This is a genomic window from Trichocoleus sp. DQ-A2, assembly GCF_039961915.1.
Classification (GTDB): domain Bacteria; phylum Cyanobacteriota; class Cyanobacteriia; order Cyanobacteriales; family FACHB-T130; genus FACHB-T130.
The window spans coordinates 271192-284383 of record NZ_JAMPKD010000005.1 but is presented as its reverse complement, the minus strand read 5'-3'; the positions used below and the strand labels follow the sequence as shown (position 1 = coordinate 284383).

Below are 13192 nucleotides of genomic sequence, written 5' to 3'. Positions count from 1 at the left end.
TTTAACCCCAGCCAAACGCGATAAATCCCCGCTTCGTTGCGGTCGATTTCAATCTCTGGCGCGACTTCTTGCGCTTGAAGAGCGATGTATTCGTTCAGCTCTTCTTGCGGCTCAGATTGGCGTTGGGCGTCCCGAATATTCTTGAAAGTTTCCTTATGGATGGGGATAGCGCGGTTGCCACTCAGGAGCGTCCACAGGATGTCTTCTTTCATCCAGATGGTGATGATTTCTTCGGGATGGACTTCCTGATAGGTGTCCCAAGACAGGACTTTGGCAATGGTGATTTTCTCGTCGATAGAGAGGGGCGATCTGGTGGCGGGTGCGAACTGACAAGTCAGCGCTGGCGCTATCGCTTGGAGCGTTTGTTGTGAGATCATGGAATTACCTTTTGACTTCGGTTGATTGGTGAGAAGAGAGGGCGCTTCAGATTGACCGTCGGGGGCGCTTTCTCTATACTCATTATTGCAAGTTGACTTTCAACTGTCAACGTGTTGACATTCAACTTTCAAGAATTCATAATTTCAATAGGTTGAATTCCTGGAGGACAATAAGTTGAGTGTTTGGATGCTGGAGTTGCAGGACGTGCGAGTTTACGTCGATATTTCTCGTTATTGGCTCACAGATGAGCATGGAAAGCCTAGATCGGTTAATTCCGTTCACAAAGAAATTGAGGGGTCGCCTGACGAAGTGGGGCGCAACACCCTACGCCTTGCTCTGGATGGAAATTTAGACAGAGGTCATTTCTCCAACCTTGCAAAGCTAGCGAGGCTTTGCTCCAAGTGGTCTGGAAAAAAAATTTCTCTCGACGACTTACTAAAAATCGAAGAAGACTGAGCGATCGCTTCTAACCGCTGTGAGAAAAGGATGCTGAAAAGTGTTTGCTTCCTTCGTCTATAAATTGAAACCTTCGCCTCGCCAAGCGGCTACGATGGAGCGCTGGCTGGATATGCTTCGCGGGCAATATAACTTTCGATTGAAAGAAAGGATAGAAGCTTACGAGCAAGTGAGATCGCCTATCTTGGGCAATTATTGCGATATCAAATCTCAAGCGGAATGCTGCCCTCTAACTTGCTCGGTCAGTAAGTCAACTCTTTATGGAAGTCCCTGGAAAACTGACAAAAAAACTGGGGCGGGAAAGCGTCGTTCTGCTTGGGAAATTCAGTCGGCTGACCTAGTAAGGCTCAAGCAAGAACGCCCTTGGTACAAAGAAATGTCATGTGTTGTTTTGCAGCAGATGCTACGCCAGCTCGACACTGCATTCCAAAACTTCTTTGAGCAAGGTAGAGGATATCCCCGTTTTAAGCCCCGTAATTGTTTTAAGTCTTTTACCTATTCGCCCGGAGCTGTCAAGTTCAAGGGCAATGCGGCATACCTACCCGGAATCGGCTGGATGAAATTCTTCCAGTCCCGCTCTTTTCCCGATGGCTTCGCTCAACGCTCGGTGACGGTGAGAAAGAAAGCAGACGGATGGTATATCAGTGTCAGATTGCAGGACGACACCGTGCCAGAAACTCCCTTGCCGAATCAAGTCAAAACAGCGGTTGGCGTGGATCTGGGGATTAAGAAGTTGATGTCTCTCAGTACAGGTGAGACGGTTCCAAATCCTGAATTTTATCGGCAGCAGGAGCGACGACGACGCATTCGCCAGCGTCGCGCTAGCCGCAAAGCCAAAGGCTCTAACAAACAGGTCAAAGCTTATCAACGATTGGCGAAACTGGAACAAAAAATCTCAAACCAGCGAGAAGATTATCAGTGGAAAAGTGCCCATAAATTAGTTAAAAATTTCGACTTAATTGTATTTGAAGACCTCAATATTCAGGGAATGAAGCGGCGGTGCAAGCCTAAGCAATGCGAGGCAACGGGTAAATATCTCAGGAACAATCAGGCTGCTAAGTCTGCGCTCAATCGAGCGATTAGCGATGCGGCTTGGGGAAATTTAAAGCAGAAGGTCAAAATCTTGGCTGAAAAGTCGGGCGTTCTGTTTTGTGAAGTGAATCCCCGCCATTCATCGCAAGAATGCAGCGAATGCGGATACGTTAGTCCGACTAATCGGGACAAGGAAAAGTTTGTTTGTGAAAGCTGCGGTCATCATGCCGACGCTGACGTAGATGCGGCAATCGTCATTTTGAATCGCGGCTTGGAAGAATTGGGGATTGAAACATCCCAACTACCGGGAGGCACTCGGAAAGTTACGCTCAAGGAGCCTGTTGGAAGACAGGGCACATCACTGGGGTTGCCTGGTGAGCCTGGGAACCCTCATCAGTTTCAGCCGTACCAAGGGGTGCAGCTAAAGCTGTTTGAGTGGATGGGAGCTTAGGCTCTAAATTTCCGAACCAATCAGGAGTATCAGGAAAAAATGCCTCTGGAGTCCCAGTATGACTACACCGCAGATGGAATATTCGAGCGGGAAAATTAGGGATGAGGGTTGAAGGCGATCTCAATGAAAGCGATCTCAAGAAGGCCATCACAAGACTCGATTTGTTTCTTGTAGTGTTAGAGTCACTGTCCTCCAAATCCCATTTTCTACAAATTCAGGCGGTTTCACCATCCACACATAAAATTGGGCGAAATAGGAAACGTGAGTCGCGCCCACAAGTTGCTCTGTCGTGTCCGGAGCCAGAGCGCGAGTTCTGGGCAGCTTCTCTTGGTACTCCTGGTTAGCATCAATGAGAAGAATATTGGCGCTCTGGTAAGGCTGAGTGCGTCGCAGCCGATCGAATTCGGCATAAATTGCCCCAATCAGGCGCTCTTGATCTTTGTCTATAAAAGCGGTGGTTGCCCAAACGAATTTCGGCTCAAATAGCGAACCATCGCCAATAGGCGTACCAAAAATGCTGTACTCAAGTCCGGCGTAAGGGTCGATGACCGCTCTCGGCAGCTTGTTATCGGTGAATTTGGTTAATTTGAGCGAAAGCCCGCTTAGGGACAGGGTAAGACTCATGGGCAGTAGGAGTGGATCTGCCTATAGAGTCACCAGGAAAGTAGGGACGGGTCTAGAATCAGCTCCTACAGCCACGGAAAATTCGCGGGAGTTCTAGCCATATCCTAAGATTTGCTTAATAGTTTGATATTGAAATGTTTTGCCAATAAAGTAGATTTGAATTGCAAATAAATGAAAATTTAGCAAGTTTTATTTTTAATCTATCGCATTGATTTTGTTGAATTGTCATTTTTTTGTAGATGTTGCTATAATATAAAAGTGGCGCTGAAAAGGTTTTTATGCAAGCGTTTCACAAATTAAATTAACTAATAATAAACTTAAAATACAATGAAAAAACACAAAAAATTAAGGGAAGTACATATTTTGAAATCTTTATCCACAGCAGGCTCGGCGATGTCAAAATCTCGTGGGCAGAAAATAAAAACTCCTTGGCAAAAGGATGCTCTATCTGTATGTGGATCTCATCTCAATTTGGGTAAAAAGAGAATTTATCTTTTATCTGATTTGTAGGCGTGTTTAGATAAATAGTTAGAGTGGTAGCTAGATTTTCAGCGCTACTTGGCACGATTTAAAGAAACAGAAAACTCCGATTCCTAGAATCGGAGTTTTCTCTTATGCAGGCAAGACTACAAGCTTCGTCAGGTGGATAAGTGAAATCTGTGTATCAAGCTGGTCATAGCGAAGCGATTGTTATTTGACTAACCTGCCCGTTTGCCCCTAGATCGCTCCCCCTTCTAGCGCGAAAATTTCGCGGAAAGGGAAGCGTGTGTTCGCTCTTGATTCAACCAGTCAAATAACAGTCAAATAAACTTCATAATCTGTACCCTAAGCCCTGTAAGGATTCCATCGCTTTCAGGGTATAACTCTAGGGGTTAAATGGGTAGCCTAGTCAAATAACAGTCAAATAACAGTCAAATAAACTTCATAATCTGTACCCTAAGCCCTGTAAGGATTCCATCGCTTTCAGGGTATAACTCTAGGGGTTAAATGGGTAGCCTAGTCAAATAACAGTCAAATAAGAGTTAATAAACTTCATAATCTGTACCCTAAGCCCTGTAAGGATTCCATCGCTTTCAGGGTATAACTCTAGGGGTTAAATGGGTGGCCTAGTCAAATAACAGTCAAATAAACTTCATAATCTGTACCCTAAGCCCTGTAAGGATTCCATCGCTTTCAGGGTATAACTCTAGGGGTTAAATGGGTGGCCTAGTCAAATAACAGTCAAATAAGAGTTAATAAACTTCATAATCTGTACCCTAAGCCCTGTAAGGATTCCATCGCTTTCAGGGTATAACTCTAGGGGTTAAATGGGTGGCCTAGTCAAATAACAGTCAAATAAGCTTTATGCCCAAAAAGGCACATACTTGGCGTGCTTCCTTGACTCGTTCTCCGGATTGTAGGGTTTGATCAACTCATCCTCTAGTGTTTGTCTAATAATTCGAGAAACCATTGAGGTGTGTTTTCCGAATCTCTGCTGCAAGGAGGAGTTGGTCATTTGCTCGTTAAACACGTATCGCAAGCAGCTGTGCTGATAGCAGGCTCGAACCCGATCCTCTTTGGTCATCTGAGCAAATTCTTTGTGTGCGAAGAGAATCACCTTAGTGTATTGTTCAACCACAGTAAATTCTGGGGCTGGTAATTGAAATAGCTCTACAGCATAAATCACCTTATCAATACCACTCCCTCGTTCCTCACAAACATTAATGCGACGCAGAAAAGAAGCAATATCCTCATTACGAGATCGAGGCGGTGCGTCTATAAACCGTAGAGGATCGATTAAAGGTTCCCCTGGGCTGGTAATCTCCATTCGATCGGAAAAAATTTCAATCATCGGGCTAGTACCACTCATATTAAGATCCTGGTGAATCATGGCATTAGCCACTAGCTCTCGAATAGCTATTTCTGGATACATCTGTACTTCTTGGCGTAAAGCTTGACCAATATGCTCATTCTTTGGCAGATAGTCATTAATAAATTTGATAATTTCTTCATAGGCGATAGCATAGCCTTTGTAGTTAGTTTCCTCTCTCTGGGTTGCCGTTCTACCTTTACCTTTGTAAATAATTACTCTAATTGCTTTACGATACAATCGCTCAAACAACTTCAAGTCCTTTGCGAACAAAAGCGCTCCAAAGTTCGTAATATCATAACAACCGCCTGGTTTTTTTACGATGAACCTCTCCGTTGTAAATCGTTCTAAAATTCCTAATCGGTTTTCTGGCAATTTTTGCTTTGTCAAGTCAAAATAAGCAGAATAGTTAAGATAGGATAGCACCTCATCCTCTGGTACGTTCTCCAAGGCAATTCTCTTCTCAAATGGCTGATGCGAGAAAAGCTCCCATAGCTTCCTTTCTTTTTCTGGATACTTTTTTAACAACTGCTTATAACTACCAATCCGCACATATTCATTATTTTTAAATTGGATAGGGATGTGATTTGCTCTAGAAATTTCAAAAATTACAATGTTTTTAGCACCATATTTAAATTCATGAATCGTAAAGTCAATCCGTGGATTGAGTTGTGTCATTAACCAATTTTGTAATTCTTGACCATTGATTCGCGTTTGATGAGGTTTGAAACTTGTACCCACGATCTTATGCGTATTATCCTCAACTCCCCAAACGAGATAGCTCATTTGCCGATTATTTAGCACAGCAGAGTTAGAGAGAGCTGAAATGTACTCTCCAATCATCTCTGGCTCTCCGTTGTTGTGCTTAAATTCAACCCATTCTGTTTCACCAGGCAACAAAGTTAACTCTTTTAAAAGAGCTACAAGTTTAGTTTTATCCATGCTATTGAAGTAGGGCGATCGCTTCTATTGTCGCAAATAGAGGGATTGCGGAAGCGGTTGACAGAACAAAACACTTTTGTGATGGGGGTTCGGGGCTTTCGACGCGATCGCTCCCCTTTCTAGCGCGAAAATTTCGCGGTGACTCTATAGGCAACTTCAACAATAGCCATGAGTCTCGCCGCCCCCATCAATATCAGCGCCCGCAACTATTCAGTTCATATTGCTGGACTCGACTGCACGACCGCCCTGAAGAGCGCTGATGGGGGATTTGGGCATTATGACCAGTCGGGATTGAGCTTGATTAGCGCCACCTTCGTTCTGGGCAAAGCCTTTGAATTTAGCGAAAACCTAGACGACCGGATCAACTCCCGCTGGGCGCGGGGGAATCCGATTATCGTGTTGGTTGCTAATTCCCTGGGCGTCCTGACTCGCGCCCCGGTTTTGGGTCATCTGTACATCCTGGAATCCCAATACGATGAGAACGAGCGCGAACTAAAGATAGAAGCGGGATGCATCCTCTCGCTCCTCAACTTCCGAAGTCCTGCTGGGGAAGGGATTTGCTTTAGTTTGGGCAGTACCACCAGCCTGACTAGCATCGCCTCTAAACTATTGCAAAAAGCAGGGGTGCCGGGATTCGCGGGAGCGATCGCAGGTGCCGGATTGAGTGTCCCTCTCTCAAAGCTCAGCAATGAAAGTTACATTCAGCTATTTGGGAAAATCTGCTGGGCGAACGGGCAGATTGCCTACCAGGACAACTACGGGCAAATTCGCGTTAAACCCGTGAGTCGCCTCCCGCCCACCTTAATTCAAGGCTCTGTTTACTCCAACGCGGTGAAGTACGAGCGCCTCAGTGGAGCGGAAGCACCGTGCGAGAAGATTGTGGTGACGGGAACCCTTCTCAAAGCCGAAAAACCCAAAGATGGGATTAAAACGGTTTCTGAGGAATATGGTCCGGTAAGCCTGATTGACCCCAGCTCCACGCAGACAAGCTTAATTCTGGTAGAGCGCACGATTTACACGGAAAAATTAAATTCTCAAGCTCGGACAATTTCCAAAGAAACCGAAAAGTCTCAAGCTAGAGCGCTCCTGAACCCAGAGCGCTACGCCAAAGATTCCAGCATGATGTTTGCTGAAATCAAACTAGAAAAGCATTTTTATGAAGCGGTGCCCAACGCGGGAGCGGGAACCATTAAGTGTACAGACCCCGACGAAGGGAGGCTGATTAAAACACTTATTGAAACTCGCCAGTGTGCTGAAATTTGTTTGCGCGAGTGGCTCGCCAACCAGCCGGAAGAAATTGCGGTAAGCGATCGCGACCGACTGATTCTGGCGAGTCGAATTGTCATCACCTACGAATATCCGTCTCCCGTCAGCAATTTAGAAGACGTACTCCCCGGCTCCATTACCGCCCTCAACAACGCTCGACGGGCGATGGTTGTCACCACCGAAACTTCCGAGTGCCAAGCCACAATCCTGCCGGGGGATTTTTCGATGGAAGATTCCTACGGCGGAAATACCATTTCGGCACCCATCCCCACCGATGCGAAATTCCTAACCAAAAGCGAAATTAAGACCGAGACCTGGACTGAATTTAGACCCGGTGACTGGGAGAAGAAAACCCGCACCTATCAGGTACTGGCGAAAGCCTATCCAGAAGTCGCCGAGCGCTTAGAAGAGAATCTGGTTGAGCAAAGCGAGGGGAATGAAGTACTGGTGCTGAACGCCAAACTCTCAATGGTCCCGCTCAACACCGAAATTGAGCGCTCCAATTCCGGGCAAGCCCAACCGCCCGCACCAGAGCGATTTCCCCCAGAGTTCACAATCGTTGAGAAGCCGGTACGGGTAGAAGTCAAACTCCCGCCCGCCTTTGGGTCGCAATTTCGACCGAGGGAGCGCGAATTTACGATTGACGGGGGCTTACTCACCTCGAAGCAGCAAGCAGAAGCCTTGGGGCGGATTGAAGGGCATATTCTGTGGGGGCGCTACAAAGGGCAATCGATTGTCCAGGAACTTGCAGATCCGATATTTGGATTCTCTCCATTGGCTGGCGCTCAGTGGACGAACGCCGCTGGTAACACGCATCTATTCATGATGGACGGCTTCTCGGTCGCCTTAGCCCAAAAGCGCTTCGTGTGCCAGTACGACGGGATTTGGTGCGGGCTGGTCGCGTCTGGCGTTGTGCCTCTCGTCCCCATTGTCATTCCTCCGCCTGCGCCGGTCACAACCACTATTACCACTCCCGCTGGCACGATTACGACCACGGTGACTATAACCGTGACACCCGCAAGTCCTGGCGTTCCCGCTTCTACCACTGCGACCACAGTAACTGTGGAAACAAACAACGAAACAGGCGAGATCGCGACAACCACGACATCTGAAGAACTTTGGACAACGCCCGAAGAATCTGATGCCGGAATTGTGGTAGCGCTTCCCTATCAGGAAGCCAGCCGGATTGAATTTAGTTCTCGGTCGAGTTTTAGCTTGAGGACCTACGACTATGACGCGATCGGAACCGGCGCGTCATTTGGGATTAGTGCGATTTCAAGTTTTAGTTTGACCACTAGCTTAATCTCTTCCGGCTCGACTTGGACTCAAATGGATGCGACTAGCTGGCGGGAAATAACCAAAGAAAACTGGGAGGAGATTACCCAATAATGCCGAGCGCTGGATACGCTTTAGATACGATTGCCGAGCTACTTGCGATTCCGCCTGCCGAGCGCACGGATAAGATGGCTTTTTTGATAAAAGAGCATCGAGCTTGGTTTACTTTTGATGCTTTTACGAACATCCCTACACCGGGAAGTTATTCTCCCAATGAAGGTTCCGGGCTTTGGCAGCAGACGGGCGGCACGATGGGGTTTCAGGACGCGAGTAGCGTGGCAATTACCGGAGGCTTTATTTCGGGAATTGCCGCCCTAGAGATTTCTAGCGGGGGCACGGGCGCAAACAACGCTGCGGAGGCAAGAAACAATTTAGGAATTTCTTTAATCGGGCACAACTACCAGGTAAACGGAGGGTTTTATTCCGCTCTGGCGGGAACGAGCTTCAGTGCAGTCGGTCGAACCATTGAGATGTGGAACAATGCCACATTCGGAACGGGTGGAGCCGCGACGACTTCCCGCCAATCCTTCACTGCGGGACAGGCAAATGTTCCTGGCAACCCTAAATTCTTCTGGAGATGGAGCCAAACAACAGGCGGCACAATCACTAATCCCGAACTCCAGTCAGCAATCGAAAATGCTGAAACCCTTGCTGGGGAATACGCAACCGTTTCGTTTTGGGCGAAAGCTGCCAACAATCTGCAAGTAAGCTTTGGAATCAGACAAGTGTTTGGAACCGGAGGGTCTCCGAGCGCCAGCGTAGATACGGGCTTGCAAACCTTTGAAAATACTAGCAATTGGCAGAAATTTACCTACACCTTATTGATGCCTTCGGTCGCCGGTAAAACTTTTGGAACCGACGCCAATTCTTCATTACTTAGATTGCGCTGGGTTTTTCCCTTAAGCTCCACCTTCACTTTTGATTTAGCCGATGTGAAATTTGAAGCCGGTGAAATTGATACTCCCGTTGAACGCCTATACGACTACGATGCTTGGCGGATTGCCAGATACTATCAATCGCTGCGACCCTCTGCGCGGTTTGTTGCTGCCGCCGCAAACCATATTGGGGAAGTCCCAATTCCGATTCAGCGGATTATGCGAAATACGCCAGCAGCCACCTTAGTGAATGGGGGAGCAAGAGTAAATCAAGCGGCTGGATATCCCGCAACGGGTAGTGTGACGAGTGCGGGCGGGCGCTTTTTAATTTCGGCGGCTGCGGCAGGAGATTGTTACGCCCTAGCACCAGAAACACTCATTTTAGACGCAAGATTATGACTCAATTTCAATGGACTGATTCCGAACGAACATCGGTTCGGCGGAAAGTGGGAGAAAACGACCAATTTATTCCAGTTGATAGCACTATTTATCGCGAAGAAGTGTTGCCTTGGATTGCATCGGGTGGATTTATTACTGATTCCCTAACACCGGAGGCACCTCCCGATTACCCAGGTTTTCGAGGCGCGATCGCCCTCGTTCCAGAATACGATCGCATCCTCGATGCGATCGCCGCCATCTCAATTACTTGGCATAGTTCAATTGTGCGAGCGTGGGGAGAAGTCAAAGATTTGGAAAGCTTGAAATTAGCCGTGAAATTCTGGAATTTGCGAGTTTTTCCAAATGCTCAGATCGCTCCGGAAGAAGCAACCGTTCTGCAAAATCTTGCCGACCAATTCAATGTCCCAATTGTTGTGAAATCCGATGGGTTTATTGAGGTGGTTTCATAATGGCGCAATCTCAAGGTTTTTTTGATTCGTGGCTCCTGTACAAAGAAAAAATAAGCTGGGGATTGCTTCCCGCCCCAGACCCGACAAAAACACGGGCGATTCTCTGTAATGGAGCCTCCTGGGGTTCCAGCGCCAGTAAGTTGGATGTGTTGCTGAGTGAAATTAATCAAGAATACGGTTACTCGCGCTACACCTGGAGTCCCGTTGCGGCGGATATTACTTTTGACGCAATTGATAAGCGCGTTGAGATTGCCGAAGCCACCTGGAGCCAGACAGCAACGGGAGGCGCGATTCAGTGGAACGGAGTCGCCATCCTTGCAAACGCAGATGCAGTTGCCAATCGGCTTATCACCAGCATCAACGCCGCAACTAGCACGTTTACCCTGAGCGCCCACGGGCGAGTCAATGGCGACCAGCTAATTATTACGGCAGATCCCAATGGAACTCTCGCCGGGGGATTGCCCACGACCCCAGCGATTGTTTACGTGGTCGAAGCAACCACCAATACCTTCAAGGCGAGTTTGACTTTGGGGGGCAGCCCGATAACTCTAACCAACGCGGGGATTGCTCCCATGCGCGTGCGCTATGCCAACGGGGAAATTGTTGCTGGTTACAGAGACACTACCAGCAGTTTGATTCCATCAGGAGCCACGCGCCAATTTAACTGGAATTTCAGCCACTTCAACAGTGCCGCCGCAGTCGGTACCACTTGGTAATGGAGCAAGACCCTCTAAAACTTGTAAACAATCGAGTTGCAGCGGGACGTGCCACTGGCGTTGCCCGGTCTGTTGCCCAAGCTCGTGCTGCGGATCGTGCCAACCGGCGCACCGAGTACAAGGGGTTTAATGCAGCAAGGGGGCAGGCAATTATCCAGGGATTAGGTGAAGAACCGCTAATTGGTCCACAGGTAATTACAAACGGCGCGATCTCACCTGGTGCCAATGTGGCGCTGAATCGCGCGGGGGGAATCCCGTCCATCGACCAGATGCCTTCTCCCCGCCGAAAAAAGAAAAGAGTTTCCAAAACGCCAACCATCAAGACTCAATTTATTGTGAGTCTACGAGTGTTTGACAAAGCCCTCAAGGCGCTGATGACTCCAGAGGACAGCGTTTACTCCCGCCCATTTGTCGTCTTGCACGGACTTTATTCGTCGAAATCTGCGAACTGGGAGCTGCAAGATGCGCGAGTTAACGCGCTTCAAGCTAGGGGGTGCGGTTTTTGGACGGGGGCGATGGAATCAGCAAGCTTCGCCGCAACGATTACAACGTATACCGGAAGCGGGAGCCGAGGATATCTTCTTTTTGGCGGGGGGTACGGTCCCACTGAATACACTTTCACCGTAAGTGGAGTTCGAGACTTTACCACAACGCCGCCGACCTACACCGAAAACTTTCAAACCTCACCGCCAGACTGGTCGGGGAACACCGATTCCCTCTGGACAATTGGAGAGTGGATTTACACCGGGGCGTACAAGCAAACGCACCCGCTCCTGTCGGGGACTGCTACCCATACGCAGGCAGCCGTCCTCACCTTTAACACCAGCACCGATACAAATCGCTTTTCCGGACTGGGAAGCGCCAAAAGCTTTTCGGTTTTTCGAGGGAAGCTCGCAACCCTGACCGGGCGAACGAGCGAACAAACAAGTTTGGATGCGCTCTCTTTTGTGGGAGGAAGCGGAAGCAACACTCAAACGATTGAGGAAGCTCGGCTCGTTACGGGGCAAACTTTACTTTTACCCGGTCGCCGACGCTTGTACTCTTCGGAATCTGTTTACACAAGCGCCTACGTCGCTCCGAACACCACCATCACTAACGAGCAAAATACTGACATTTCGACCTGCTTAGTGGTGCGAGAAGATTTAAAACTTACGATTATTTATCGACAAAACCTGCAAGAAAGTATCGTCAATGCCTCCCAACACGGCTTCTTTTTATCTTCTGGTAGCGCGGCAGATAAAAAAATAAATTCCGGCTCGGCAATGGTAGTAGAAATTCGTTCGGCGCTCGACGTTGCGATTCCACCCAATCAGAACTCGACAACGCTCAGCATCCCCGCAAAAATGCCGTTGTTGAACGGAGAGGATATCAGCTCTTTTGTCGGACAAGATTTTATCGTAGCAGTTCCCTTTGGATCTCAGTTTAAAACGGGCTATGGAAAGCTCACGGGATTGGCGCTAGGTTCAATCGTACAGGAGGGTCAATCTTCCCTTCAATACCTAACTCTTACGATGGCAGTTGAGCGCACTGCAACGGTTGATTATTTCGCCCAAGCAGTCGGGACTCCTTACGGGGCGGCGTGCAGCAGCAATAATAGTTTTCTTCAAATTCAAGGGGGCGCAGGGCTTAGAGTTGTACCCACAGCGGGCGAGGCGACGATTGACCCCAAGCGCGTAAATTTCCTTAAGGACAACAACATTTATATTGCTCAAAATATTACCAATTTAAACGCAGCAGAAATTGATAGCTTTGCTGAAGTTTTCAGCCTAGAAGAAACCGAGCAAGTCATTAACGTCGTCCGACAAGAATTACCCATCACCGGAAAAATTAAGCCGCTCGTCGTTCAGTCCACTCCAGATGAAGCGCCGCAGACTTTTGAAATTTTAGATATTAGTTGTAACCCAGCAAATACGGACTATCCTTTTAAGGTTTTATTTGCGGGGCAGGATGGGACTTATATTCGCCTCTATGTCGGCGGCGATAAAGCACCCGTTCAAATCGGCAAAAAAATATTGATGAGTAAATACGAAATTGACAAAGCATTTATTAACAATGTCCGCTCGATTTGGACGGAGGAAGAATAAATGGGCTGCCCCTTCAACGGCTGCGGTGACTCTAACGAGTGCCCCAACCTTTCGCTCTGTTTAGCTCAAAACCGCGTGCAGGCAAGCCGCTCGATTGGGCACGCGCGAGCGATCGCTTCTCAAACAAGCGTTGACAATAGTCGGGAGTTTGGCGGGAGTTCTGTGGGTTATGACTGCAAATCGGGTGAGGTGCTAATCCGAGAGCCTGCTGGAGGGATTGTCCGCGCCCAAGGGAATAGCAATGGGGCGATGCCATCCAGGGTGAGCGCCTCTCGGCCTTTGGGAAGTTCCAGAGCCATTGCCGACTGGATGCCCGGTTAACTGATGGACTCTTAC

12 protein-coding genes are annotated in these 13192 nt (G+C 48.2%); 9 read left to right on the top strand and 3 right to left on the bottom strand.

Features of this window, described 5'->3' with window-relative positions:
* The coding region (locus NC997_RS06905) for a hypothetical protein (RefSeq protein ID WP_190525393.1) at positions 1–377 on the bottom strand (377 nt) is incomplete at its 3' end.
* A 175-nt stretch (positions 378–552) separates the two neighbouring features.
* On the opposite strand from NC997_RS06905, the gene NC997_RS06900 reads away from it, so the two are divergent.
* A complete protein-coding gene (locus NC997_RS06900) occupies positions 553–834 on the top strand; it encodes a hypothetical protein (RefSeq protein ID WP_190525392.1) in 282 nt (93 codons plus the stop codon).
* 40 nt (positions 835–874) lie between these two features.
* Positions 875–2317 carry an RNA-guided endonuclease TnpB family protein gene (locus NC997_RS06895; protein ID WP_190525391.1) on the top strand — a complete coding sequence of 481 codons (1443 nt, stop codon included), beginning with the start codon at positions 875–877 and terminating at the stop codon, positions 2315–2317.
* Between the two features lie 147 nt (positions 2318–2464).
* Here NC997_RS06895 and NC997_RS06890 read toward each other — a convergent pair whose 3' ends face one another.
* Positions 2465–2941 carry a hypothetical protein gene (locus NC997_RS06890; protein ID WP_190525390.1) on the bottom strand — a complete coding sequence of 159 codons (477 nt, stop codon included), beginning with the start codon at positions 2939–2941 and terminating at the stop codon, positions 2465–2467.
* A gap of 327 nt (positions 2942–3268) precedes the next feature.
* Here NC997_RS06890 and NC997_RS06885 point away from each other — a divergent pair, with 327 nt between their 5' ends.
* The gene (locus tag NC997_RS06885; protein WP_348257774.1) at positions 3269–3451 is read left to right on the top strand and encodes a hypothetical protein; all 183 of its coding nucleotides are present in this window, start codon (positions 3269–3271) and stop codon (positions 3449–3451) included.
* 832 nt (positions 3452–4283) lie between these two features.
* On the opposite strand, the gene NC997_RS06880 is transcribed toward NC997_RS06885, so the two are convergent.
* Positions 4284–5732, bottom strand: a complete 1449-nt coding sequence (locus NC997_RS06880) for an ATP-binding protein (protein ID WP_190525389.1) — start codon at positions 5730–5732, stop codon at positions 4284–4286.
* Positions 5733–5900: 168 nt separating this feature from the next.
* On the opposite strand from NC997_RS06880, the gene NC997_RS06875 reads away from it, so the two are divergent.
* From NC997_RS06875 to NC997_RS06850, 6 genes are read left to right on the top strand one after another with little or no spacing between them, the layout of a single operon-like run.
* A complete protein-coding gene (locus tag NC997_RS06875; RefSeq protein ID WP_190525388.1) occupies positions 5901–8387 on the top strand; it encodes a hypothetical protein in 2487 nt (828 codons plus the stop codon).
* Positions 8387–9607 carry a hypothetical protein gene (locus NC997_RS06870; protein ID WP_190525387.1) on the top strand — a complete coding sequence of 407 codons (1221 nt, stop codon included), beginning with the start codon at positions 8387–8389 and terminating at the stop codon, positions 9605–9607. The genes NC997_RS06875 and NC997_RS06870 overlap by 1 nt, the downstream gene beginning before the upstream one ends.
* Positions 9604–10056 carry a hypothetical protein gene (locus tag NC997_RS06865; RefSeq protein WP_190525386.1) on the top strand — a complete coding sequence of 151 codons (453 nt, stop codon included), beginning with the start codon at positions 9604–9606 and terminating at the stop codon, positions 10054–10056. Before NC997_RS06870 ends, NC997_RS06865 begins: the two co-directional genes overlap by 4 nt.
* Positions 10056–10772: a hypothetical protein gene (locus NC997_RS06860; protein WP_190525385.1), complete on the top strand. Its 717-nt coding sequence runs from the start codon at positions 10056–10058 to the stop codon at positions 10770–10772. The genes NC997_RS06865 and NC997_RS06860 overlap by 1 nt, the downstream gene beginning before the upstream one ends.
* Complete coding sequence (locus tag NC997_RS06855; protein ID WP_190525384.1) at positions 10772–12856, top strand: hypothetical protein; 2085 nt, start codon at positions 10772–10774, stop codon at positions 12854–12856. Before NC997_RS06860 ends, NC997_RS06855 begins: the two co-directional genes overlap by 1 nt.
* Positions 12857–13177, top strand: a complete 321-nt coding sequence (locus NC997_RS06850) for a hypothetical protein (protein WP_190525383.1) — start codon at positions 12857–12859, stop codon at positions 13175–13177.
* Positions 13178–13192 lie beyond the last annotated feature (15 nt).